This is a genomic window from Acinetobacter sp. AOR34_HL (genome assembly GCF_027854795.1).
In the GTDB taxonomy this organism is placed as follows: Bacteria; Pseudomonadota; Gammaproteobacteria; order Pseudomonadales; family Moraxellaceae; genus Acinetobacter; species Acinetobacter junii.
Window position 1 is genome coordinate 57,955 of sequence record NZ_JAKTID010000052.1, and the last position, 25,669, is coordinate 83,623.

The 25,669-nt window shown below is 40.3% G+C and carries 26 protein-coding genes; 17 read left to right on the plus strand and 9 right to left on the minus strand.

Translation table 11 applies throughout. From position 1 onward, the window contains the following. Positions 1-72: 72 nt before the first annotated feature. From MKL32_RS09190 to gmk, 4 genes are all read right to left on the minus strand, one after another. Positions 73-456 carry a RidA family protein gene (locus MKL32_RS09190; protein WP_004909581.1) on the minus strand — a complete coding sequence of 128 codons (384 nt, stop codon included), beginning with the start codon at positions 454-456 and terminating at the stop codon, positions 73-75. Positions 457-595: 139 nt separating this feature from the next. Beyond that, positions 596-2,701 carry a RelA/SpoT family protein gene (locus MKL32_RS09195; protein ID WP_005403310.1) on the minus strand — a complete coding sequence of 702 codons (2,106 nt, stop codon included), beginning with the start codon at positions 2,699-2,701 and terminating at the stop codon, positions 596-598. A gap of 208 nt (positions 2,702-2,909) precedes the next feature. Continuing rightward, on the minus strand, positions 2,910-3,188 hold the full coding sequence (gene rpoZ / locus MKL32_RS09200) for a DNA-directed RNA polymerase subunit omega (protein ID WP_004909577.1): 279 nt from the start codon (positions 3,186-3,188) through the stop codon (positions 2,910-2,912). Between the two features lie 70 nt (positions 3,189-3,258). After that, on the minus strand, positions 3,259-3,882 hold the full coding sequence (gene gmk, locus MKL32_RS09205; RefSeq protein ID WP_004909574.1) for a guanylate kinase: 624 nt from the start codon (positions 3,880-3,882) through the stop codon (positions 3,259-3,261). Positions 3,883-3,984: 102 nt separating this feature from the next. On the opposite strand from gmk, the gene ispH reads away from it, so the two are divergent. The 12 genes from ispH to rplS all read left to right on the plus strand — a co-directional run bounded on the left by ispH (position 3,985) and on the right by rplS (position 15,114). Continuing rightward, positions 3,985-4,935, plus strand: a complete 951-nt coding sequence (ispH, locus tag MKL32_RS09210; RefSeq protein ID WP_004909571.1) for a 4-hydroxy-3-methylbut-2-enyl diphosphate reductase — start codon at positions 3,985-3,987, stop codon at positions 4,933-4,935. A 140-nt stretch (positions 4,936-5,075) separates the two neighbouring features. Next, positions 5,076-5,507 (plus strand): pilus assembly FimT family protein, encoded by a 432-nt coding sequence (locus MKL32_RS09215; RefSeq protein ID WP_270900428.1) that lies wholly within the window; start codon positions 5,076-5,078, stop codon positions 5,505-5,507. Positions 5,508-5,525: 18 nt separating this feature from the next. Continuing rightward, on the plus strand, positions 5,526-6,011 hold the full coding sequence (gene pilV / locus MKL32_RS09220) for a type IV pilus modification protein PilV (protein ID WP_125318152.1): 486 nt from the start codon (positions 5,526-5,528) through the stop codon (positions 6,009-6,011). Further along, positions 6,001-6,951: a PilW family protein gene (locus MKL32_RS09225; RefSeq protein ID WP_270900429.1), complete on the plus strand. Its 951-nt coding sequence runs from the start codon at positions 6,001-6,003 to the stop codon at positions 6,949-6,951. Before pilV ends, MKL32_RS09225 begins: the two co-directional genes overlap by 11 nt. Further along, positions 6,948-7,634, plus strand: a complete 687-nt coding sequence (locus tag MKL32_RS09230) for a pilus assembly PilX family protein (RefSeq protein ID WP_042891228.1) — start codon at positions 6,948-6,950, stop codon at positions 7,632-7,634. The genes MKL32_RS09225 and MKL32_RS09230 overlap by 4 nt, the downstream gene beginning before the upstream one ends. A 17-nt stretch (positions 7,635-7,651) precedes the next feature. Continuing rightward, positions 7,652-11,575: a pilus assembly protein PilC gene (locus MKL32_RS09235; RefSeq protein WP_270900430.1), complete on the plus strand. Its 3,924-nt coding sequence runs from the start codon at positions 7,652-7,654 to the stop codon at positions 11,573-11,575. Between the two features lie 10 nt (positions 11,576-11,585). Beyond that, positions 11,586-12,278, plus strand: coding sequence for a type IV pilin protein (locus tag MKL32_RS09240; protein ID WP_136695011.1), 693 nt, complete (start codon positions 11,586-11,588; stop codon positions 12,276-12,278). Continuing rightward, complete coding sequence (locus MKL32_RS09245) at positions 12,278-12,703, plus strand: type IV pilin protein (RefSeq protein WP_087539597.1); 426 nt, start codon at positions 12,278-12,280, stop codon at positions 12,701-12,703. The genes MKL32_RS09240 and MKL32_RS09245 overlap by 1 nt, the downstream gene beginning before the upstream one ends. A gap of 203 nt (positions 12,704-12,906) precedes the next feature. Then, the gene (gene rpsP / locus MKL32_RS09250) at positions 12,907-13,164 is read left to right on the plus strand and encodes a 30S ribosomal protein S16 (RefSeq protein WP_004964546.1); all 258 of its coding nucleotides are present in this window, start codon (positions 12,907-12,909) and stop codon (positions 13,162-13,164) included. A 16-nt stretch (positions 13,165-13,180) separates the two neighbouring features. Then, the gene (rimM, locus tag MKL32_RS09255) at positions 13,181-13,729 is read left to right on the plus strand and encodes a ribosome maturation factor RimM (protein WP_004951620.1); all 549 of its coding nucleotides are present in this window, start codon (positions 13,181-13,183) and stop codon (positions 13,727-13,729) included. 42 nt (positions 13,730-13,771) lie between these two features. Continuing rightward, positions 13,772-14,512, plus strand: a complete 741-nt coding sequence (gene trmD, locus MKL32_RS09260) for a tRNA (guanosine(37)-N1)-methyltransferase TrmD (protein WP_004909546.1) — start codon at positions 13,772-13,774, stop codon at positions 14,510-14,512. A 230-nt stretch (positions 14,513-14,742) separates the two neighbouring features. Beyond that, positions 14,743-15,114 carry a 50S ribosomal protein L19 gene (gene rplS / locus MKL32_RS09265; RefSeq protein WP_004660214.1) on the plus strand — a complete coding sequence of 124 codons (372 nt, stop codon included), beginning with the start codon at positions 14,743-14,745 and terminating at the stop codon, positions 15,112-15,114. Positions 15,115-15,172: 58 nt separating this feature from the next. Here the strand turns inward: rplS and MKL32_RS09270 are convergent, their stop codons facing one another. Together MKL32_RS09270 and MKL32_RS09275 are read right to left on the minus strand one after the other, a co-directional pair. Then, positions 15,173-16,144, minus strand: a complete 972-nt coding sequence (locus MKL32_RS09270; RefSeq protein ID WP_004909544.1) for a lipase family alpha/beta hydrolase — start codon at positions 16,142-16,144, stop codon at positions 15,173-15,175. Between the two features lie 105 nt (positions 16,145-16,249). Beyond that, a complete protein-coding gene (locus MKL32_RS09275; RefSeq protein WP_270900431.1) occupies positions 16,250-17,293 on the minus strand; it encodes a lipase secretion chaperone in 1,044 nt (347 codons plus the stop codon). 137 nt (positions 17,294-17,430) lie between these two features. Here MKL32_RS09275 and truB point away from each other — a divergent pair, with 137 nt between their 5' ends. From truB to MKL32_RS09290, 3 genes are all read left to right on the plus strand, one after another. Next, positions 17,431-18,324: a tRNA pseudouridine(55) synthase TruB gene (truB, locus tag MKL32_RS09280; protein ID WP_125272479.1), complete on the plus strand. Its 894-nt coding sequence runs from the start codon at positions 17,431-17,433 to the stop codon at positions 18,322-18,324. A gap of 11 nt (positions 18,325-18,335) precedes the next feature. Continuing rightward, positions 18,336-19,106 carry a sulfite exporter TauE/SafE family protein gene (locus MKL32_RS09285; RefSeq protein ID WP_039047081.1) on the plus strand — a complete coding sequence of 257 codons (771 nt, stop codon included), beginning with the start codon at positions 18,336-18,338 and terminating at the stop codon, positions 19,104-19,106. A gap of 150 nt (positions 19,107-19,256) precedes the next feature. Beyond that, positions 19,257-19,703: a hemerythrin domain-containing protein gene (locus MKL32_RS09290; RefSeq protein ID WP_039047080.1), complete on the plus strand. Its 447-nt coding sequence runs from the start codon at positions 19,257-19,259 to the stop codon at positions 19,701-19,703. A gap of 31 nt (positions 19,704-19,734) precedes the next feature. On the opposite strand, the gene MKL32_RS09295 is transcribed toward MKL32_RS09290, so the two are convergent. The 3 genes from MKL32_RS09295 to serA form a co-directional block, all read right to left on the minus strand. Next, positions 19,735-20,601 (minus strand): EamA family transporter, encoded by an 867-nt coding sequence (locus MKL32_RS09295; protein WP_004909535.1) that lies wholly within the window; start codon positions 20,599-20,601, stop codon positions 19,735-19,737. Positions 20,602-20,694: 93 nt separating this feature from the next. Then, the gene (locus MKL32_RS09300) at positions 20,695-21,564 is read right to left on the minus strand and encodes an EamA family transporter (protein ID WP_270900432.1); all 870 of its coding nucleotides are present in this window, start codon (positions 21,562-21,564) and stop codon (positions 20,695-20,697) included. A gap of 105 nt (positions 21,565-21,669) precedes the next feature. Beyond that, positions 21,670-22,902 carry a phosphoglycerate dehydrogenase gene (gene serA / locus MKL32_RS09305; RefSeq protein WP_004909533.1) on the minus strand — a complete coding sequence of 411 codons (1,233 nt, stop codon included), beginning with the start codon at positions 22,900-22,902 and terminating at the stop codon, positions 21,670-21,672. A 356-nt stretch (positions 22,903-23,258) separates the two neighbouring features. Here serA and MKL32_RS09310 point away from each other — a divergent pair, with 356 nt between their 5' ends. Together MKL32_RS09310 and MKL32_RS09315 are read left to right on the plus strand one after the other, a co-directional pair. Next, positions 23,259-24,668, plus strand: a complete 1,410-nt coding sequence (locus MKL32_RS09310; RefSeq protein ID WP_270900433.1) for an FAD-binding oxidoreductase — start codon at positions 23,259-23,261, stop codon at positions 24,666-24,668. A 219-nt stretch (positions 24,669-24,887) separates the two neighbouring features. After that, positions 24,888-25,634 carry an IS5 family transposase gene (locus MKL32_RS09315; protein WP_004912080.1) on the plus strand — a complete coding sequence of 249 codons (747 nt, stop codon included), beginning with the start codon at positions 24,888-24,890 and terminating at the stop codon, positions 25,632-25,634. Positions 25,635-25,669: the final 35 nt, after the last annotated feature.

Genomic DNA, 25,669 nt, shown 5'->3' on the forward strand with positions numbered 1-25,669 from the left:
CACGGAATTCCTCTCGAGATTGATGACCAATTAAAAATGAAATTTATTAATTAAGTATTTAATTTTTATAGATTATTGGTTAATGATAACGATGCCATCCATTTCAACCAATGCACCTTTGGGAAGGCTAGCAACCCCCAATGCTGCTCGAGCAGGGTAAGGTTGTGCAAAGTATTCGCCCATGATTTGATTCACAAGTTGGAAATGAGATAAATCTGTAAGGAAAATATTGAGTTTTGCGATATCTGCTAAGCTTCCGCCCGCTGCAGCACATACAGCTTTTAGGTTGTCAAATACTCTACGAATTTGAGCTTCGATTCCATCCACAAGTTCCATACTATAAGGGTCTAAGCCAATTTGGCCTGAAAGGTAAAGCGTATTACCGACTAAAATTGCTTGAGAATACGTTCCGATCGCAGCTGGCGCATGTTCAGTATGAATTACTTGACGTGACATTAAGCTCTCCTATGTCGTTTTTATCATAAAACAATGTGACTTTAACACAAAAGATCGCCCACGAAACTGCCTACGACTGCGGAGTCGCAGTCGATTATTGTCATGATTTATATCTGCTAGTGAGGATAAGTGTTAGATTTTATACTTTGGCAATTTCAGTTTGCACAATTGGCATATTGAGGCGTTCTATTCGTGGGAATCCAAAATGCATTCGTAAATCACGGATAATTTGCGCGATCTGATTACGGTTACTGACGACTATATTGACGTAAGTTTTATGATCTTGTGATTCCACCATTTCTACGCCTGTTTTAGCTTTTCGGCACTGGTAGATCAGATCAGAAATTTGTTCATCATTCATCATCATATGAATACATAGATAGGCACTAAAACGAACATCATCAACTTCTTCAGCTTGCCAATGTAGGGGCATAATATTTTCAGGATGAAGATGCTGCTCATGTAGTAAATTACGACAGCGTGAACGATGGACGATTAATCCTCTTCGAGATAAATGCCCTTGAATTGGATCACCGAGAACAGGATTACAACAGTGTGCATATTTGACATCGACACCTTCTGTGCCTGAGATCAAACGGTCTGATGTTGCTTGGTGCTGTGTATGATGATCTTGCGCAAATAAATGATTCGCAACCAGTTGAGGCAATAAGTCGCCCACTGCAATCTGCTCAAATAAGGTATCTTTGCTACTTAAATGACGCCACTCCAGTACATTAATCCAATCCGTTTGAGAAAGATCATCTATTGAGCGGTGGAAAAGTTTTAGTGCGCGATTAAGAGCTTGTTGACCAACAAGACGTTGTTCATCGATGTCTTGCTCGCGGAGCATGTTTTGGAGAGCACGTCGAGCTTTTTGCGTATTAATGAAACTCAGCCAATCTGGGTTTGGGGTGGCGAGTACATCAGTAATGATTTCAACAACCTGTCCACTGTGTAAAGGTGTTGATAAAGGACGAATTTCACCATCAACCTTTGCGCCAACAGCATGATTACCTAAAAATAAGCTGGCAGAATAGGCAAAATCTACAACAGTTGCGCCCTGTGGTAGTTCATGTAACTGCCCGTGAGGTGTATATACCCAAATTTTTTCTTGATGTAAATAATCAAGCAAATCACTAAAAGTAGTTTTTGCGCATTCTCCATCAATGAGGGTGTTCAAGTTCTGCATAGAGGCTTGAATGGCTGAACGACAAGCTTGAGGCGCGTTCTCACCTAAAACCACACCAAAGCGAGCGGCTTTACGCATAAGTTCGGTTTGTATGGTGAGTGAAAGTGTAGTTTTTTCACCTTTTAATTTGATCATTAACGATTGGTTGCCACCTGGAAGTGGACGTCGGATGTGATCTTTATATTGTAAAACTTGGAAGTTCTCTTTGAGTGCATCGACGAAGCGATCACAATCAGCAATGCTGTTTAAAATAATTTCAAAGGCATGGCTGTGGCTTAATTCATTTAAGTCTATTTCATTTTTTACAAAATGGCGTAGCAATTCAATATTATTGTTTTTCTTTTTAATACGGCCTTTTAAGTCGTATGTCTTTAATAAATCAGTTAGTTTTTGTTCCCATACTGTTTGATATTCACAGCGCTTTGGTTTTGTTGCAAGTAGGGCTGCTTGTACGTCGTTAAACATATCAAGATCAAGATTTTGATAACAGAGATGTTCCAAGTTATCAGCCATCTCATTCATACCAACCAAACGTGCCATCGGTACGAAAATATCAAAAGTTTCTTGTGCAATACGTGCTCTTTTATCGGGGCGTAAAGCATCCAAGGTCGTCATATTGTGATAACGATCGGCTAATTTAATAATAATGACACGAGGATCTTGTAAGGTTGCTTGCAGAATTTTTCGGAAAGAAGCGGCTTTGTTATATTCTTTATCACTGGAGTGGCTTAATTTTGTTACACCATCGACTAATTCGGCGACAACTATTCCAAATTTTTGTCCGATTTCATCTTTGGTAAATTCGGTATCTTCAATAACGTCATGTAATAAGGCTGCCATCAAAGTATCGGCATCCAAGCGCATATGTGCAAGTATGCAACTTACTGCTATAGGATGCAGTACATAAGGTTCACCACTTTTTCGAGTGATACCACTATGCGCTAAATCGGCAAAATCACAGGCAGCAAGCACACACTGAATTTCACTATCTTTGAGATAGGCTTCAATGATGACTTTGAGTTGTTGCTTGGCTTGGCTGACCTCTTCGCCTGGCATAAAAAACACCTATATAACTTAAATTTCGATATTGAATTACTTAGCTTCTAATGAAAAGCATATTGATAAACTTGTCAATTTGTTCATTGGAAAAAATATGAATTTTTTTCAATTAAACCGATTGCTTTTATCAATTTGAATCCAAATTTTCAATAAACAAAAAAGCCCAGTGTCTTCACATTGGGCTTCTTTATGCGAGCAGATTTACTTAAAATGTAAATCCTTCTAAATTCAAAGAATTTGTAGACAATACCATATCAAGATTTGATGTTTGGTAGTCTTGTTCGCGTTGTTTTAAGATGTCTTTTGTTACATGACCAATCGCAATTTCACGTAATGCAACGACTGTTGGCTTGTCATTATCCCACTCAACAGTTGGTTCCATGCCTTGACGTGCTAATTGACGTGCACGTTTACTCGCTACCAGTACCAACTCGAAGCGGTTATCTACATGGTCTAAACAATCTTCAACGGTTACACGTGCCATAAGTTGTCTCGTTTGAACATTACACTTGAAAAGACTAAATAGTATAAAAGGCTTTTGCTCAAGACTCAAGTTATTCGCGATTGAGTGTAATTAAGTTTTCAATCAACTTTTGATGGCGACTGCTTTGTTGCAGAGTGACTAAACGATTTGCCGTAATAATTGCTTCGAGATCATGCACAGCTTTGTTGAAATCATCATTGATAATGACATAGTCAAAACTAGCGAAATGGCGCATATCTTCAACTGCACAACTGAGGCGATGTTCGATCACATCGACTGAATCCGTACCACGGTTTGAAAGACGTTGTCTTAGGTCATACTGGGTTGGAGGGAGAATAAAAATTTGTTTTGATTCAGGGAAAAGGCGACGAACTTGTTCAGCACCTTGCCAGTCAATTTCGAGTAAAACATCGTGACCTTGTTGTAATTGTTCTTTTACTTTTGCTTGAGATGTGCCGTAATAATTACCAAATACTTCAGCGTACTCAATAAAACCACCTTGTTCTACTTGCTCTAAAAATGTTTCAGTATCAGTAAAATGATAGTGAACACCATCAAGTTCACCAGGGCGTTGTCCACGCGTAGTATGTGAGACAGAAACGTGTAGATTGCTGACTCGATCGAGTAGGGCTTTTACAAGAGATGTTTTGCCTGTTCCTGATGCCGCAGAAACGACAAACAATAGACCCGACATGATATTTTTCCTGATATGATAAAATATCTTGGCTATTGTAGTGTAGCGTGCCGCTAAACGAAATAGCTTGGCATAAATATTCAAATGATGAGAGAGGTTGTTATGGAAATCGTGTTGGCCAATCCAAGAGGTTTTTGTGCTGGTGTTGACCGTGCTATAGCGATCGTCAATCGTGCATTAGAATGTTTCAATCCACCGATCTATGTACGACATGAGGTCGTTCACAATAAATTTGTAGTCGATGATTTACGTCAAAGAGGTGCAGTGTTTGTTGATGAGCTGGACCAAGTTCCTGATGATTCAATTGTAATCTTTAGCGCTCATGGCGTATCAAAAGCCGTACAACAAGAAGCAGAACGTCGCGGTCTAAAAGTATTTGATGCTACTTGCCCGTTGGTGACCAAAGTTCATATTGAAGTCACTAAATATGCTCGTGAAGGCACAGAAGCTATTTTAATAGGGCATGAAGGACACCCCGAAGTCGAAGGCACGATGGGTCAATATGATAAGTCTAAAGGTGGAGAGATTTATCTCGTTGAAGATGAAGATGATGTGGAAGCGTTAGTTGTAAAACACCCTGAAAAAGTTGCATTTGTAACTCAAACAACACTTTCAATCGACGATACAGCGAAAGTGATTGATGCCCTAAGAAAAAAATATCCGATGATCATGGGACCGCGTAAGGATGATATCTGTTATGCCACTCAAAATCGTCAAGATGCGGTACGTGATTTGGCGGAACAATGTGATGTAGTGTTGGTGGTAGGTTCTCCGAATTCATCCAATTCAAACCGTTTGCGTGAACTGGCTGAGCGTATGGGTAAATCAGCTTATTTGGTTGATAATGCAGAAGAACTAGAAAAAGATTGGTTTAAGTCAGACAGTAAAATTGGTGTGACGGCTGGTGCATCCGCGCCTGAAATTCTCATCAAGCAGGTCATTCAGCGTTTACAGGATTGGGGTGCGACTCCTCCGCAAGAGCTTCAAGGTCGCGAGGAAAATATTACTTTTAGCCTACCCAAAGAGTTACGAATACAAGTGATACAGGCCTAATTTGTATAGAAAAATGTGAACTTAAAACGGATGGACGACACTCCATCCGTTTTTTTATGTTACTTATCTACTTTGTATTGGTTATGTAAGAGATAAGTTTATTATTAATATAAGTAAAAGTTTTTCTTGGGTGCGGAGCGATGGGGAAAAATCGAGGATTCACCTTAATAGAATTGATGATGACAATTGCGATTGCGGCGATTATTGCAACGATGGCTGCGCCGTCTTTTATCCAAATGGTTCGAAGTAATCAATTGCGAAGCGATACCCGTGATTTTGTGGATTTATTGAGCGAAACGAGATCAGAAGCGATTTTTAAACAGAGTGATCGGATCGTAGCGTTAGATAGTAGTGTGGCAACACCTTTTAAAACTTGGGTGCCGACGCATGTCACAAAAAAGAGTGGGGATAGCAGTGTGACTTTTAATCGTTTGGGGCAGACCAGTATTTCCACAAACGGACAGTGCTTTATTTTTGAACACAGTAGTGATGCTGCGTTAAAAGCATATGTGTATGTACAAAAGGGTGGAACGGTTGTTTACAACAAAGCGGCAACAAGTTGTCCGACTTGAGGGGAAGGAATAATAAAAATGATGAAACGTCAAACGGGAGTTGGGTTGGTGGAGGTGCTTGTGGCTTTAGTACTTCTAAGTATTGCTGTATTGGGGTTTGTGGCATTACAAATTAGAGCCATCACGGCTAGCAACGAAGCGACGATGAATGTTCAGGCGACCAATATTGCCCGAGATTTGGCGGAGCGGATGCGTATGAATCGGGATGGGTTGGCGGGATATGTTGCGAATACCGATACCACGAATTGCGCAACTGCATTTTGTTCCCCTGAAGATATGGCTAAATACGATTTTAGACTAGTAAGCAGCCGTGCAACTGGCTTGGGTATGAGGATGAATGTGCTTAATTGTCAAGGGTCTACCTTAGTGCGTAAATGTGTTTATGTAGCGTGGGAAGGAACAACAGCGACCAATGGTACAGGTAGTTCTGATTGCACCAATGGTGCAGCCTATGTACCAAATGCGAAATGCATCATCATGGAGGTATATAACTATGGCTCATAAGCGATATACCTCAGGTTTCACCCTCATGGAGTTGATGATTGCTTTAGCATTAGGATTGTTAATTGTTGCCGCAGGATTGGCTGTATTTTTAAGTAGTCAGCGTTCTTTGGGTTTGCAGTCTGGCATGAGTGAGTTGCAGCAAAATGCAAACTTTGGTCTATCACTGATTACCCACGATTTGCGACATACCAATTTGAATACGGTATCTGCGCAAAAAATAAATAATCTTGTGGATGGTTCGGGGATTATTTTTAAAAAAGAAAATCTACCAACTGCATTGCAAGCAACAGCTAATTTAGAAGCTGAATTTGTTACTTTGCAAAATAAGGATACTGACAACACTACTGGGACAAGTGATCGGTTAACTATACAATATGTCCCTGCAAGCAGTGAGATTTTTAATTGTGAAGGCGTACAGGTGACGAATGCGTCCTCGAAAACCATTGTGCAACGTTATTATGTGGCAGAAAGTCCACAACAAGTAACGGGTGAGCCGACCTCGTACTCGCTGTATTGTGATGCTGCTTCTTATGATGGTGCAGGGCTAGTCGGTTTAAATACCAATGCACAACAAATTATGCAGCGGGTCGATGCGTTTAAAGTACGCTTAGGGGTAAAAAATCCTGCGGGTCAGTTACGCTATATGACAATTGATCAATATATTGCAGCGATGGAGACAATCCGTGCAGCTTGTGCCTCCCCAATAGTTGAAGATACCTGTTCAAAAACCTATTTGAATGTTGTTTCTATGGAGATTGGCATTTTGTCTCGTTCCACGGGAACAATTGGTGCAGATGCAAATTTAAATACTCAAACCAGCTTTAATGTTGCGGGAACTCCAGTCACGCTTTCAGGGGATGTAGCAGTAAATAAGCGATATTTGCGTCAGGCGGTAAATCAAGTGGTCGCCATTCGTAATACCTTGGGAGCATCATCATGAAACAACAAAAAGGCGCAACACTCATTACGGTATTGGTCATTTTGATCGTTATCACATTACTGGGGACTATAGCGGTAAAAATGGGGATTGTGGGTTTAAAAATTGCAACCAATAGTCAGGTGAATGCGTTGTTGTTAGAAAACTCTGATTCAGCGTTGTTTAATATTGAAAACCCTGCTGAGGTTGAAAGACAACTGGCCTTGGATGGTATGTTTGCTTATTTTAACTCGTCTGCCAATGCAAATGACGAATTGGTATTTTGCTATCGCGCATCGGAAAATTCTTTCTTTAAATTATCTAAAGCTAGCGCGATTACAGAGGATGGATCAACGACCAAGATTGGTGTTGATGGCTTTTGTAAAGCCAACCAGTTTGCAATGGGGCGTTCTGCGGTTTTGTCGCAAGTATATTTAACCAAAAGCTCCACGGCTTCTGCGCCTTTTAGTTCAGTTCCCAAAGGGACTAGTTTGGGGCAAAGTAATGTTCCTGCAACCACAAATAATATTGGTGCAACGGTTATTTCAGTCTTACCAAGTTTTGCAGGTGCGACTACTACGCAAATAGAGAACTGTTTTAAGCAGCGGGCTTCGGCCGTGGGGGCATGTTTTGATGGGTTAGGTATTCCCTATAACATGCAGCATTCGGACTATGTGGTTGGTGGTCAGCCGAAGTTGGTATCGTAAAGAAAGAGGGTTTAAAAATGAAAAAGTTAGATCATAAAAAAGGACTTTCAGCTACGGTATCTATGCTGATGACCTTGGTTGTTTGTCAAAGTGTATCTGTACAAGCCAGCGATATTGATATTTATAGTAACGCAACAGGTGGTAAAACCACCATTACGCTAATGCTAGATACTTCGGGGAGTATGAGTGCTGTACGGATGACTGATGGGTCGGCATGTGAATTATCTCCAGATACGGCTTATACATTGGGTGAAGAGCCATCAGGAACTACACCCCCTTATACTAAATATTACTGTGGAGTGGATGATGGACAGCGAAAATATTATTATCGGAGAATGAGAGAACAAGTTTCTTGTGGGTGGTGGTGTACTAATACGATTACGACATGGTATAGCTGTGGAGTAAATGGATCTGCTAATACTAGCGCGTGTACTACACTTTTGGCATCTGCGCCTAGCACAGACAGTTTTGATAATGATGGTGGGAGTAATACACGATATTACTATAAAAATGGTGTAATCAAATATTATGACCGCCTCACTCGATTAAAAGATGCAATTTTTACCCTAATGGATAGTAACCAAATTGATTCAAATTCGGTAGCGATGGGGATAGGGCAGTTTTCTTCGCAAAGTGAGAGTAACAACGTGTTTACCAGTGCGGATGGAACCAGTGGGAAAATAGTCGTCCCTGCTGCGCTTTTAAGCACAACACAACGTACAGCGATTAAAACAGCGGTTGCAAATTTACAAGGTGGTGGAGGCACACCTACTGCAAATGCTTATGCTGAAGTGGCTGCGTATATGTTGGGGAAAAATACTACAACGAATATTACTGGACCAAGTGAAGATTACATTGTAAATGCGAATAATAATAATCAATATAAGGCATGTACTATGCGTGGATTGTCATGTGTTGGACTGACATCTAATTCTTGGACCACTGGGAGCCCTTCAGGATATACACGTCAAATTTGTAGTAGTATCAGCTGGACAAGTGGGGCGACTACATATTGTTGGACAAAAAGTCGAACTTTAAGTGCAAGTGATAATGTATATAGTGGATTTGATAAATCAGTTACTTCATCTAAAAGCAGTTCAAACTATTCTAGTCCTTTATCTACAACTAATACTCAATGTAATGGTCAAGGAATTTATTTTTTAACCGATGGTAACCCGAATAGCTCACCTGTACCTGTCCCTTTAATGCAAGCAGCTTTAGGGTCTACAGGGTCTTCTTTCAGTGTTCCTACTACAGGAACGCTACCAGACGGTAGTGAGTCAGGTAATGGTATGCCAGCGGTGGGTGAATTTGCCAAAGCATTACGTGATAAAACGAAAAACCCTTTAGGATTAGAAATTAAAACTGCGGTTGTTGGTTTTGGGTCAGTATTCAATGTGGATAGAACTGCTGATGCTGCAAGGCCTGTCGCTCAGAGAGTTATACGCACTTTGGATTATATTAATAGTAAGGGTGTGCGTACCAATGAACAAAGAGATTATTATAATTGCTCACTTATCACAAATGTAGATGCCCAAAATGCTTGTAACTGGGGAGCTAAGCCGCATCCTGATTTACCAAGTAGTGTTGGAGGCTATGGGAATGGTGGTTTCTATTCTGCACAATCAACAGATGATGTTGTACAAAGTGTGGTGAAATTTTTGGATGATGTTAAGCCTGAATTCGAGCCGATTGCCACAGGTTCTCCGACTTTACCTCAAGATGCTTTAAATCCACTACGCATTCAACCTTATGGTTATTATGGATCATTTACACCGAAACCTCAGGAGTCTACTCAGCTTTGGGTCGGAAATATGAATAAATATCATATTTTTAACGGTGAACTATATAATGCAAGCAAAACTATTCGCTTAATTAAGGCAGATGGTTCGCTTGACGCAGCCGCCAAAGGGCTTTGGACCGACGAGGGCATGAAAGGACAATTGCCCTTAGGCATAGGCACTAATGCTGCTAACGAGCAAGTTGCAAACCGTACTATTTATACCAATCGTGAAATTACAGGTACTGCGGCTCCGTATGCAGCAAGTGAAATCGGTTCACTGAAAAAAGTCAATGTGGCGACGCTATTTGGTACAGGTAGCACGGCATTGTTTGTGAACGACCCAGATAAAAATTACTGGTTGAATTTGCTTGGTTACAATGTTGCTGAAACAGGAACGGTGACTTTAGCCGATCTTATAACCAAACCTGAATTACGTCAGGTCGGTTCGGTTATGCACTCCACTCCTATTTTGCTCACCCAGTCAGGTAAAATTTCATACACTTCTGGCACTATTGACACCACTGATCGTGACGATTACTTATTATTCGGTAGTACACAAGGATTATTGCATGTCGTACGGGCAGGCAAAAATGCAACTGATGCAAATCGTGGTAAAGAGGTTTTTGCCTTTGCGCCAAACGAAATGATGCAAAATCAAAAGAATGCTTTTCTATCTGAAACCAGTAGTACCTTGGGGAAAAATAACCTGTTCTACGGTATAGATGCACCGTGGACGGCTTATACCCAATATGTTGCAAAAGCAGATGGAACATTGACCGTGAAGGATTCAGGTCGTGTTGCACAAAATGCCAGTGGTGATGATATTGCCATTAAAGGTTTGCAGTGGGTCTATGGTGGTTTGCGTATGGGAGGCAAAAGTTATTACGCCTTGAATTTATCTGACTTAGATAATCCAGAGCTCAAATTTCACATCGACCCAGCCAACTCAAAAATTTATAAATCAAGTTCCACAACCACAGGTGTAACCGCTCTAAGCTATATGGGACAAAGCTGGTCTAAACCGACCATTGCTTATGTGAATTTTGGTGGAGTGAAAAAACTAGTCATGTTTGTGGGTGGGGGTTATGACGCAGGTTATGAAAATGCGGCTTATGACCAAAATACCACAACAGGCGGCGGTGCGGGCGTATATATGTTTGATGCCAATAATGGCGACTTACTGTGGTGGACGAGTGCCAATGCAACAGCAGCAGGTGGAGCAGAAGCATTTACCAATGCCAGTGCAACGAGCATTAACATGAAATATAGTGTAGTCAGTCAGATCAATGCCATTGACCGTGATAGCGACGGTTTGGTCGACAACTTATACTTTGGTGACTTAGGTGGACAAGGTTTCCGTGTCGACTTAAATAACGCTGCCACGGGTGCCGATGCGAGTGCTAAAAAAGCGAATTTTGCTAAACGTGTTGTACGCTTATTTGATGAACATGCAACAGGTGGGGCAAGCCCTCGCTTCTATGAAATGCCAAGTGTGTCTATTCATGATAGTGATAATGGTTATGTTGCTGCTGTTGCGTTTAGTTCGGGTAATCGAAGTTCACCATTGGTTGGTGCAGCGGGTGCGAATCAGGCGGGTTCAAATGTAAGTGCAACAGATGGTGTATTTGTGGTTTATGATAAAGATGTCGCCAAAACAGATCTTTATGGAACTCCAACATTAACCACCCCGACTGCGCTTACTTCCTTAAACAGTAACATGAGTACAGGTGTTGCAATTGCGGGGAATAGTGGTTGGAAATATACCTATTCAAACACTGCTGGTGCTTATAAAGGCATGAATGAGCTATATGCCTTGGATGGAATGTTGTATGTAAATGTATTCCATCGTGATGGTACGGGCATTGGTGGCGCATGTGGCGCAGGGGTAAAAGGTGATTCCTATGTGTATCAATTTTGCTTACCTACAGGAAAATGCTCTTTTAATACCACAACCTCAGGTGTACCAAATAGTGTGAAACTAGGTGCGGGTATTCTAGGAACGGGTTTGGGTCAAGGGCGTAGCAATGGAAACACGACGGGTTTAATTGTAAACCGCCCAACCACGCTCAATTGTACCACTACCCCAAATTTACCTGAATGTCAGGAGTTTACCACCACAGCGAAACTTAGACAGTTACGTTGGTATGAAACTCGTTAAGGGGTAAATCATGAAAAAATACTTTGCTAGGGTGGTTTTTTTGCAGAGGTCGAATATAGTTGCGAACTCTGCTTGTGAGTTAAAAACTTGCAAGCAGGGATTCGCCCGCCTCAACCGCAATGCTGGATTTACACTTATTGAACTGATGATTGTTATCGTGGTTATGGCAGTTCTTGCTGCCATCGCTTATCCTAATTATACGCAATACATGGAAAGACGAGATTTGGCAATCGCGAGACAAGAAGCCTTGCGTATTGCTGCAGAGCTTGAACGGTTTAAATCAAGGAATTTTGGTTATAAAGGTTTCGATGCTAGTTATTTGTATGTATATACAGAGACGGATGCTGATGGAAATCCTACAACTGCCAGTTATTATAATAAAACGACGGGTCAATTGCTGTTACCACTAGGCTCAACGAGTTCCACTGCGAAATATACGTTGACATTGGTGAATGGAGGAACAGGACATAAGCCCTTAACGATTGTTAAAGGATCTGATGGTCAAGAAACAGCAGATTCGGCGAGTGTGAACGGTTTGAGTTGGGTAATGTCGCTTGAGCGTGCTAAGGATAGTGATGGTGAGCCAAAACAGCCACGTAATTACGATCTGCTTTTAAGCAATACAGGTATACGTTGTATGACAAAAGTCAAAGATGTAGTGACAGGTTATGCAAATTGCGGCAGTTATAGCGAGTCATGGTAATGAAAAAATACTCTTTAGCATTTACTTTAATTGAATTAATGATTGTTGTCGCAATTATTGGCATCTTGGCAGCAATTGCTTATCCATCTTACACACAGTACAAAATCCGTACCAATCGGGCAGATGTGCAAAGTGAAATGATGCAAATAGCCCAACGGTTACAGAGTTATTATGTCATCAATCATAATTATACCAACGCAAGATTGGACAATGGCACAGTGAGTAAAGCCTATCCTGCTTCAGGAAGTGTATATACCATCACCCTTGCGCCACTCGATCAAACTTGGACGCTTACGGCAGTCCCAACCCCGAGTACAGTTCAAGATGGCAATGGAGCAGTGGTGCTAAATAGCCAAGGACAAAAATGTTGGGAGAAAGGAACGACATGCAGTGTTTCTGCTTCTTCAAATTGGGAAAGTCGTTAATTCTCGTTTGATGAAGTCTCTTAAAAGAGCATTCCTAGATGCTCTTTTTTGTAAAAAATCCAAATTCAAAACTGTGGACAAATCTAAATTATTCTTCCTTTCAGCATAAAATTAACGTAAAATACCGCCCTCTATGAAAGGGGTTTGAAATGCTGTCGGTGGTCGACGCAGGGATAATCCGTAAAAACTATAAGGTTGTTCTCATGGTTGTTATTCGTTTAGCGCGCGGTGGTGCAAAAAAACGTCCATTCTACCAAATCATCGTTACTGATAGCCGTAATGCACGTGATGGTCGTTTCATCGAACGTATTGGTTTCTTTAACCCAACTGCACAAGGTAAAGCTGAAAAAGTTCGTTTAGACGCTGATCGCTTTGCTCACTGGGTTGCTCAAGGTGCTCAACCTTCAGAACGTGTTGCTTCTTTAGCTGCTCAAGCTAAGAAAGCTGCAGCTACTGCTTAAGAGTAGTAGATAACCTATGACATCAATACAGAATGTTCCCGAAGATCGAATTCAGATTGGACAGTTACGTTCAGCGTATGGATTGAATGGGTGGCTCTGGGTTTATTCAAATACTGAACCTATGAGTAATATGTTTGACTACCTTCCTTGGTACATCGAGACTAAGGCAGGTTGGCAAACTATAGATGTAAAACGTTGGAAACCTCATGGCAAAGGCTTAGTTGTTGCATTAAAAGGCGTAAATGATCGCACAGGTGCAGAAAACTTAGTCGGTGCAAATATCTGGATTGCCAAATCTCAGCTCCCTAAAGCTGATGTAGACGAATATTACTGGTCAGATCTTAAAGGTCTAACAGTATTAGGTCTTGGTGATGATGAGCAAGAGGTAAATCTTGGCCAAATCTTTGAGTTATTTGAGACAGGTGCCAATGATGTCATGGTGGTCAAAGCGACTGCTGACAGTATTGATGCTGAAGAACGAATGATTCCTTGGCATAAAGATGTAGTACAACGTGTTGATCTTGAAGCTGGTCGTATTTACGTTAATTGGGGCGTAGATTACTAATCCTCAATGGATTGTAACGCAGCAGGAATAGAGGAGTCTGCGATGTTTTTTGCAGTCATCACATTATTTCCTGAAATGTTTGAAGCAATTACGGCATATGGCATTAGCGGAAGAGCAACAAAAAAAGATATTGTGAAAATCACTTGCATAAATCCAAGAGATTTTGCAGAGGGCAACTACAAACGAGTGGATGAGCGTCCTTTCGGTGGTGGTCCTGGTATGGTGATGATGGCTGAGCCTTTGGCAAAAGCAATTACCCATGCTAAACAACTTGCAATACAAGCAGGCTGTGTTCAAGCGCCAGTGGTGTATATGTCACCGCAAGGCAAAACCTTAAATGAGCAAGCAGTGCAACAATTCGTTGATTATGATGGATTGATTGTATTATGTGGTCGTTATGAAGGTGTAGATGAGCGTTTAATCCAGCATTATGTTGATCAAGAGTGGTCAATTGGGGATTACGTATTATCTGGTGGTGAACTACCTGCGATGGTGTTGCTTGATAGTATTATTCGCCGTTTGCCGAATGTTATGTCTGACGAGCAATCAGCGATCCAAGATTCTTTTGTGGATGGTTTGTTAGATTGTCCGCAATATACAAAACCTGACCATTTTGAAGGGTTGGATGTGCCTGAGGTACTTAAATCAGGACATCATGCCAATATCGAAAAATGGCGTTTTTTGCAGCGTTATCAGCGTACTTTAGATCGTCGACCAGAGTTGGTTGAAAAAGTAGAATTGACTAAGCAGCAAATAAAATGGTTAAAAAATTCACAAGGATAAATGCAAATCTAAATATGCTTTAGATATGTGGCTCATAAGTATGATTTATCTTTGTTCCAGACGAGAAGCATTGCTTCGAGTTGCTACTTAAACTTAGTTTAAGTTGAAAAATAGGCTCTTTAGGGCAATTTTGCTTTAAAGGGAAAGTTAAACGAGAGATATGCGCTTTAGCCTCTATCCTCAGCGGTGTAAGAGACCTCTTCTCTCCCGCACATATTGGAGATTCCACAATGAGTGGTAAACATCCTTTAGTTCAAGCTGTTGAAAATGCACAGTTAAAAACTGATATCCCTGCTTTTGCTCCTGGTGACACTGTTATCGTTCAAGTAAAAGTAAAAGAGGGTGACCGTGAGCGTCTTCAAGCATTTGAAGGTGTTGTAATCGCGAAGAAAAATCGTGGTTTGAACTCTGCTTTCACAGTTCGTAAAATTTCTAGCGGTGTTGGTGTTGAGCGTGTTTTCCAAACTCACTCTCCAATCGTTGCTAAAATCGAAGTGAAACGTCGTGGTGACGTTCGTCGTGCTAAACTTTACTACCTACGCGAGTTGTCTGGTAAAGCTGCACGTATTCGTGAAAAGTTACCAGCTCGTAAACAAGGTTAATTTTAACTTTGTTGTAAAGCAAAAAAATGCGCCTTTGGCGCATTTTTTTATGTCTGCTCTATAGTCCTTGTAATTTTAGTCGATTGGCATGTTGACGATAAATATCAATTGGATCAGGTGCAAACAGTGATTTCAAACCTAAAACCTGATTTACCTCATCTGCATGATTCCAAGGGAGATTGTCTCTAATTGTGCGTCCAAACTTAGCGCTACAACGGCTCACCATACCATCATTATCTCCTGTAATATCGACAATTAGGCTCGTACCTGCAAATAGAGGATCAAGTGGGTCAAGAATGTTTGTGACTGCTCGAGTCCCTGAGAATGAATACATATATATTCCTTTCTCTTGATAATTACCTTCGCCACATGTTGTAGTTGGTACGCCCATTGGGAATCGTGTATTGAATTGGGTTGAACCTTCTACCGAAATACTACGTCCAGCGGCTAAAGCATCGTGAGGATAGCTTTTTGGATCAAGTCCTTGTGACCATGTAATCGCTCCTGAGAAAAAATTCACGACGGCAGAGCCAGCTGTACCTAAGATAGTACCATCTACATTCATAATTAAACTAGCGACAGGTGAACCCTTATGAGTGCCACTTACACTGGTTAATGATGCAACTTTATTTGGCATAATGCCAGCCACGTAACGGATCGTTGGACCGCCTTGGCTATGACCAATTAAATTAACTTTAGGTTGTCCAGTGATCGCAATGATTTCTTCAACTTGTTGCGCGAGTTGTTCACCACGAATTTCATTTGAGTTAAAAGGAGAAAGTCGTGTCGCCCAGACATTTGCACCATTACGAGCAAGGTCAGGAAGAATTTGATGCCAATAATCAACGCCTAACGGATCACTTCCTGCGCGTGAAAAACCTGCCACTCCATGTACAAAAACCATTGGGTATTTGGTTTTAGCATAAGTAGAGGAGGCCGTACCTGTAACTTGTGTTGCGTTTGATGCGTAGCTTGTTGATACGCCCATTGCTATCATGGATAGTGCAAGACAGCGGATTAGTTTTTGCATGATATTTCTCTCGATTTTTGTTTTCATCAGGGTCTTGATGTTCTTGCGAACTGACATTGCATCCTTGCTAAATCGCATTATTTCAATGTCTTGTATTACGTGTTTCTAGTTGCTAAAAGGTAAGATGCCTCCTTGGTCATGAACCGTTTCAAATGTTTGTAGACGTTGCTGTTCCTGTGGAGACTGGAACTGTTGTTGTTTGAGCTGTTGAATGGCTTGATCCTTGGCTGAAGTGCTCATATTGCTATCTACAATTGTTTTACGCTCATCAAGATAGACTTGAACTCGCTGTTTCCAATCAGATCGTTGTTGATCGAGTTGCTCTAAACGTTGGGTGGCTGCCTCTCCAACCAGATTGACCCGCATATCCCGAAGTTCCTGCGCTGAACCATTTCTGGCCTTGATTTGTGCAGTTAAGGAGCGCAAATCATCAAGTTTGGATAAATCCTTAAGATTGTCTTGCCAATCCTGAGGAAGTTGTTCAAAGCGTTGTTGTAATTGTTTCGCTTTTGCTCCAGCATCCAGTGCATTATTTTCTAAAATTTGCATACGGTCGAGCGTATATTGCTGATAAATATCCTCAGCGCCAAATAAGCCTTCTATTTCAGGCTTTGAAAAGAAACGTTGTTTTAAATCATGCATGGCATTAAAAACAGTCTGGAAATATTGATAGCTTTCCTGAGCAGGCTGTTGCACCTGTAATTTACTCAGCTCTTTGCGATAATCTACATAGCGTGACCACAAGGCTAAAATCTGCTGTTGCTCCGATGCCTGAAAACCCTTGGCAATATAGCGCTGAAAACTCTGACGGATTTCATCAATATTCCGTTCGCCATATTGGGAAATGAAATATTCAAAGCAGTTTCGGGTCAGCTCATTCACCACTAATTTTTGTGATGCATTAAACTGTAGTTTGCAGTTGATTTCAGTATCGAGCTGGCTTGTGCTGTTGAATGTTGCATCAAGTGCTTGTGCCTGCCCTAAATTTTCAGAATGTTCTGCTGAATTGGAGGTGCCGCTGGATTGAGCAGTTGATTTGAACCGTGACTGCTGATCTCGAGGATATAACCAATACAATACACTCAGCGTGACTGCTGAAATGATCAATAAGCTACATAATAATGCTATTTTTTTTCCATTTTTATTCATTAAGCATAATCCATTTGCTTTTAATTTCGGAAACTAATATAAATTTATCATAAGTGTTGTTTTTTTAAGCGTTTAATTTTTAAAAATCCGATGAATAGTTTTGATAAAATACCGTTTTATACTTTGACTTTTCATTTATGAAAAAAAGTTCTTATCGCCATCTGAGTGGTGTTTTTTTGCTTAATAAGCCCTTGGGTTTAAGTTCTAATTCGGCATTGCAAAAAGTACGTCGACTTTTTAATGCACAGAAAGCAGGACATACAGGTGCTTTAGATCCGCTTGCAACAGGTTTATTACCGATTTGCTTAGGGGAGGCAACCAAGTTTTCGCATTATTTATTGGATTCTACCAAGCGTTATCAAACAACAGTAAAACTTGGACAAACAACTGCTACCGGTGATGTTGAAGGGGAAATTCTTCAACAAAGAGATGTGCTCGCATTAACTGAAGCTAATATTGAACAGGTTCTAGAACAGTTTCGTGGTGATATCAAGCAAGTGCCACCGATGTATTCGGCACTGAAACGAGAAGGTCGCCCTTTGTATGAGTTAGCGCGCCAAGGAATTGAAATTGAGCGTGAAGCGCGTCCAGTCACTATTTATGAACTCAAGCTTTTAAGTTTTACAGAAGACAGTTTGACCTTAGACGTGACGTGTTCTAAAGGAACTTATATCCGTGTGTTGGGGGAGGATATTGGTGAGGCTTTGGGCTGTGGCGGACATTTGACAAAATTACACCGTGTTCAAACAGGGCATTTTGAGATTAATCCAAACTATACCATTGAATATTTGGAAAGTTTGTCACTTGAACAACGGGATGCTTTATTGCTACCTGTCTATGCACCCGTTGAACATTTCCCTCGTGTACAGCTCCCTGAGGGACGCGAAAAATATTTTGGTAATGGGCAAGAAAGTAATATTGATCACGAAGCGGCAACGGAAGTATTAGTGTTTAATGGTGATCGTTGTTTGGGCTTAGCTGAAATTACAGATAAAAAACGATTAGTGCCAAAACGTTTATTGAATTTATAAGTATATAACTCATGGAGTGGGAACTCATTCTGAGTTTAATCTTTTTTGCTTTTTGTGCTGGAACAATTGATGCAGCAGTAGGTGGCGGTGGACTCATACAAATCCCTGCCCTAATGGGGGCACTACCAAATACCTCACCTGCAACAATATTTGGTACCAATAAGCTTGCTTCAATTTGTGGTACTGTATCGGCGGCATTTTCTTTTGCTAGGCGGGTCAAATTAAACTGGAAACTTTTACTTGTGATTGCCATTTTTGCATTCATAAGTTCTTTCGCTGGAGCTGCTTGTGTCTCCATGATCCCCACTCATATTCTAAGACCTTTTGTATTGGTCATGCTGGTCGTGATTGCGATTTATACATTTATGAAAAAGCAGTTTGGGCAAGTTCATGTGGATCAACGTATTACTCCTAAACTGTTGATCTTTGCTGCGGTCGGTAGTTTAGCAATTGGTTTTTATGATGGAATCTTTGGACCTGGAACAGGCAGCTTCTTTATTTTCTTTTTCATTCGTTTTTTGCAAGTTGATTTCTTGCATGCTTCTGCACTATCCAAAATTGGCAATTTCATGACGAATCTGGCGGCATTAAGCTTCTTTATACCAACAGGTCATGTGTTATTTGCATTGGGTTTAATGATGGCACTAGCAAATATTGCTGGTTCATTGTTGGGTGTACGCCTTGCTTTAAAATATGGAAGCGGATTTATTCGAATATTGTTTTTAATTTTGGTGAGTATTTTGATTTGTCGATTGGGTTATCAAATGATAGTTACTGTTTGAACCAATAGATAAAGTTTCACAACAAAAACATACCTAAATAATGCTGTCTAAAAAATCAACACTTTCTAAGATGGATGTTTAGCCAAAAACCGCAGTAACAAGATGCTCACGATCTCGTACTGTGGTTGTTCGCCAATCTTAGAGGTAAAAATGAATATATTTGAAGCACTTCGAGAAAGCCATGAACAGCAACGTAATTTAGCGAATCAATTAATTACTACCAGTGGATCGAGTGATGAGCGAAAAGAACTTTTTGATTTGCTCAAAAATGAATTATATGCTCACTCAGTTGCTGAAGATCGTTATTTGTATATTCCATTGATGTTTGATGATGTGGGTTTAGATATTACTCGGCATGCATTGGCTGAACATCATGAAATGGATGAATTGGTAGAAAAATTAGAAGAAACCGATATGAGTAATCCAAGTTGGTTAGCGACAGCAAAACAATTAAGTGAAAAGGTGCATCATCATTTAAAAGAAGAGGAACATAAGTTTTTCCAACAAGCAGGAAAAATTTTGGCAGATAGTGAGAAGGAAAAATTAGGTAAGAAATATCTAGCTGAATATAAAAAATATAAACGTTCAGATGCCTAATTTTTCTCTATTTAAAGTATAAGAAGTGATCTTACTGTGGTTGTGATTTTTCACCACGTAAGGTCACTCCAATTGATGCGATCATGATACAAAGAAGAGCGATCCATTGAATCAAACTAATTTGCTCATGTAGTATGAAGAGTCCTGCTAATGCTGCTAAAGCAGGTGCAAGACTCGTCAGTGTTCCATAACTGAGTTTGCTTAACCGTTTCAATGCCATCAAATCAAGCGCATAGGGAATGGCGGTGGCTAATACTGCAATCACTAGGGCTTTGCCCCAATATTGCGTATCGATTAAGGCAGGCGTGTTGTTCCAAAGTCCGAATGGTAATAAGGTCAGTGCAGACAAACCAATCGCAATAGTAAGCGCATGCATCCCAATATTTTGTTGTACCACGCGATGCCCAAAATAAATATACAAGGCCCAAAAGAGTCCAGCACTTAAAGCGCAAGCAGCTCCAAAATAGGAGAAATTTTCCGAGTTCGCATCGTGCCAAGGAACCATTAATGCGATTCCTAAGATAGCAAAAACCACCCAAATATAATCACTGCGCTGTTTGATTGATAGTAATGCTAATCCTAAAGGACCAATGAATTCTAGACCTACAGCAATCCCTTGAGGCAGTTTGCCTAAAGATGTATAAAACAGAATATTCATACAACCTAAGGATGCACTATAAAGTAATAAATCACGCCATTTTAAATACTTTAGCTTAGATAATACTTTCCATGAGCGGAACATGATCGCAACCAAAATCGTTGCAAAACAGAGTCGTAGAATCGTGACAGTCAGTGGATCAAGTGTTGCAATAAGTTGTTTGGCAAATGAAGCGCTGATTTGATAAGACACCATGGAAAGAACCATGTACAGCACCGCGACCAACTGGATATTTTTCATGGAAGATCTACAAAAGCAAAGTAAAAAATACCTACAAGATAGGTGGTTTGATTATAAGATGAAGACAGTACATCGTGATGGAACGCTTTCATTTTATTTATTCACTTTTTGCTGTCGAGCATGTTGAGTGGTAAATGTACAACCGATCGATGCGATGATAATCGTGCCAAGCGCAAGCCATTGATTCCACAATAAAGTCTCACCCAGAAAAATAAATCCTGATAATGCAGCTACGGCAGGTTCAAGACTCATGAGTGTTCCAAAACTTAAAGGAGTTAGGCTTCTTAATGCGATCATTTCTAAAGTAAAGGGCAATGCACTTGCTAAGATTGCCAGTCCAATAAAATAGTAGATATTTGGCAATTCAATGACACGATCAAGCGCCCCTGAAAAGATGGCGAAAGGTAATAAACATAGCATGCCGATACTCATTCCCAAACAGACAGTATGATTGCCTGAAATACCAGAAGGTTTCTGTCCCGCAATAATATAAAGTGCCCAACAGGCACCCGCACTGACAGCAAAAAAGACACCGGCTAAATCCAATCCTTGCTGGGCTTGTTGTAGTGGGAAAAGTAGAATCAAGCCTAAAATGGCACATCCCACCCAAATGAAATCGTATTTTTGGCGAGCATGATAAAGTGCTACGCTCAAAGGTCCAATAAATTCAAAAGCAACAGCCAAGCCTAGAGGTAAGCGCTCCAGTGATAAATAAAAGAGGGCGTTCATTCCTGCTAGTGCCATACCGTAGCTGAGAATGGCTTTCCAACGAACAGCTTTAAAATTGATGGTCCAAATTTTAAAAATAATTGCCAAAATGATCGCACCAAAACATAGGCGCATTGCGGATACGGTCAATACTGGAAAACTTTGAAATAAAATTTTGGCTAAAGAACCGCTACCTTGTACACATAACATGGCGATCATTAAGAGGAGGAGAGCGTGCACAGGTGTTTTTAGCATTGGGACACTTATTATTAGAACAATTGGTTTAATATTCACATAATAATTCAATCACCAATAAAAAAGCCACAGCAAGTGCCGTGGCTTTTGAGTGAATTGTCTAAATTAGAACAATACACGTACTCGGATTGTACCTTCTACATTATGTAGAGTATCCAAAGCTTCTTGAGATGCAGAAGCATCAACATCCATTACCAAGTAACCGATATCACCTTTAGTCATTAAAGATTGACCAGAGATGTTGATTCCTTGTTCAGCGAATAATGTATTGATCTTAGACAATACACCAGGAACGTTTTTGTGGATGTGAAGTAAACGATGTTGACCATCAGAAAGTGGTAATGCGATTTCTGGGAAGTTCACCGCAGAAAGTGTCATACCTTTATCTGAATACGCAACGAATTTTTCAGCAACTTCTAAACCGATGTTTGCTTGCGCTTCCATCGTAGAACCACCCACGTGCGGTGTTAAAATCACGTTGTCCAAGCCGCGAAGTGGAGATTGGAATTCTTCACCATTTGCTTTTGGCTCTTTCGGGAATACGTCTACTGCAGCACCAGCGATGTGACCAGATTTAATCGCATCAGCTAAATCTTCGATGATTACACATGTACCACGTGCAGCATTAATGAAGATTGAACCAGGCTTCATTTTCGCAAATTGTTCTTTCTTGAAGAAGTTACGCGTAGAAGGAACATCAGGAACGTGTAAAGAAACCACATCAGCAGTTTCTAAAAGCTCATCCAAAGAACCGACTTGGCGTGCATTACCTAACGGTAATTTAGTTACCGCATCATAATAGCAAACTTTCATACCTAAGCTTTCAGCTAAAACTGAAAGTTGAGAGCCGATAGAACCGTAACCTACGATACCTAATGTTTTACCACGAGTTTCGTATGAACCAACAGCCGACTTGTTCCAACCACCTGCGTGCGTATCTTTTGATTTTTCAGGTACACGACGAAGTAATAAAATTGCTTCAGCAAGAACCAATTCTGCTACAGAACGCGTATTCGAATACGGTGCGTTGAAAACAGGAATACCACGAGACATTGCTGCTTTTAAATCAACTTGGTTAGTACCAATACAGAAACAACCTACCGCAATCAATTTATTCGCTGCTTCAAAGATTTCTTCAGTCAATTGAGTACGCGAACGAATACCAATAAAGTGCGCATCTTTGATCGCTTCTTTCAAAGCTTCGCCTTCAAGCGCAGTTTTGTGGTAATCGATGTTGGTATAACCCGCAGCGTTTAATGTATCGATGGCATTTTGATGCACACCTTCAAGCAAAAGGAAACGGATTTTGTCTTTAGGTAGTGATAGATGTTGGCTCATTACGGCTCCGCTACAAAGGCCAAAATTTAGTTGCGGTATCATAGCATAGAGCTTTGTGTTATAGATATTTCGTTTAAAATTAGCTCAGCATAATTGTTGAGATTTTTTCAGTTTCGAATGAATTTTAGTTCATATACACATTTTGTTATGACGAGATGTTTATCCTGTGCTTTATCCCTCGCTTGCTTACATGTAAAATAAAGGAATACGAAGCTCGAACTCGTTGTGTAGACAGTTTGATAGTTCGCTAGCGTTTCTATATTTTGGATGTTTTGAATCCTTTGTTTTCAAGCCCTTGAAATACACTCAGGATCATCCAGAAGTCCTATATCTCTTTCTTACTAGGCCTGAAAACGATGAATGCTCCAGTCGCTTTAACACCCGAGTTATTGACCCTCTTAACGGCAATCGTGGGTGAAAACCGTATTAAAACTGATGCCGATAGCTTGGAAAATTGGGGACGAGATCATACTAAACACTTTGATCCGAACCCATCAGTCATCGTTTTTCCATCAAGCACTGAACAAGTTCAAGAGATTGTAAAACTGGCGAACCGTTTTAAAGTGGCAATCACGCCATCAGGTGGTCGCACAGGTTTATCGGCTGGTGCGGTAGCGAACAATGGCGAGATCGTGATTAGCTTTGACAAGATGAATCAAATCTTGGAATTCTTGCCAGCGGATCGTATGGTTCGTGTTCAAGCAGGCGTGGTGACTGAGCAATTGCAAAATTATGCAGAACAACAAGGCATGTATTACCCAGTTGATTTCGCTTCAGCAGGTTCTAGTCAAATTGGTGGAAACATTGGTACCAATGCGGGCGGTATTAAAGTCATCAAATACGGCATGACACGTAACTGGGTGCTTGGTTTAACGGTTGTTACGGGTAAAGGTGACATTTTACGTTTAAACAAAGGCATGATTAAAAATGCGACGGGTTATGCGTTGCAGCATTTGTTTATCGGTGGAGAAGGCACATTAGGTTTGGTGACAGAGGCTGAGATTAAACTTGAGCGTCAACCACAAAACCTACAAGTCATGGTATTGGGTACGCCTGACTTTGAAGCGGTGATGCCTGTATTACATGCTTTCCAAAAAGAAATCGACTTAACCGCATTCGAGTTCTTTGGTGAAGTGGCAATGCAAAAAGTGTTGGATCGTGGTCATGTACAACGTCCATTTGAAACAACTTGCCCATTCTATGTATTACTTGAATTTGAAGCGCCGTATGAGCCGATTATGGACAAAGCAATGCAGATTTTTGAGCATTGTATGGAACAAGGTTGGGTGATTGATGGCGTAATGAGTCAAAGCTTAGAACAAGCACAGAGCTTATGGCGTTTACGTGAAGATATTTCGGAATCGATTGCACCGTATATTCCTTATAAGAATGATATTTCAGTGTTAATTTCGCATGTCCCTGCGTTTATCTCAGAAATTGATGCGATCGTTTCACAAAACTATCCAGACTTTGAAATCTGCTGGTTCGGTCATATTGGTGACGGTAACTTGCATTTAAATATTTTAAAACCTGAAAACCTAACTAAAGACGAATTCTTTGCGAAGTGTCAGGTGGTGAATAAATATGTGTTTGAGACTGTGAAAAAATATGATGGTTCGATCTCTGCCGAACATGGTGTGGGAATGACCAAGAAACCGTATTTGGAATATTCACGTTCGCCTGAAGAAATTGAATATATGAAAGCATTGAAATTGGCATTTGATCCGAATGGGATTATGAACCCAGGGAAGTTATTTGATCTTTAAGAAGCTATATAATTAATTGATGTTTAAATCAGAAAAACCGCAATATATTTAATTGTATATTGCGGTTTTTCTTATATAAAAATTTATAAAAAAACATTTGCAGGGTAAAATATTAATTGAATTAAATTTTTTAATTCTTTAGGGTGTGTTGACACTTTTAGCTTAAAAAAATAGCGAAGTAGTAAAATCAAATCGCCAAACCCAATTTTACTATTCGCTATGCCTCGTACCATGCTGACAGATCAACACTGGCAAAAGTTGAAAACTATTTTGCGTAATTTATCTATTCATCACAACTCAAATTTACGTAATTTTATTGAAGCTATTCTCTATAGAATTAGAACAGGCTGTCCGTGGCGAGATATTCCTTCCTATTTCGGTCAATCAAACTCTATTTTCAAACGTTTTAATCGTTGGTCAAGCAGCGGTAAGTTGCTTAGATTATTCAAATTATTAGCATCATGCCCCGATATGGAGTGGATTTTTATTGATGGCTCTCACGTACGTGCTCATCAACATTCTGCCGGTATAGCGAATCAATCCATTTCTAAAAGTGTAGGAGGAAACTCCTCAAAAATACATTTGATTGTTGATTCACATGGCAATCCTATTGATTTCATGATTACCGATGGCACTACACATGACATCAAAGTTGCACCTGATTTAATAGCAACATTAGATTTAAAAGAGACAGAAGTGGTATGCGCAGATAAAGGCTATGATTCAGAACCACTGCGTGAGCAGATCAGAAAAACAGGAACAAAAGCGAATATACCAAAGAAAATAAATAGCCAATCGAACAATGATCATATGGACTGGTATTTATATAAAATCAGGCATTTAGTTGAAAATATGTTTTGTAGATTAAAACAATTTAGAGGGATAGCTACTCGATATGACAAGCTCAAAAGAAATTATCAAAGTGCTGTTGCCTTAGCCTGTATATTTTTATGGCTACCTTTATAGGTTTAATTATGAACAGTAAATGTCAACAGACCCTA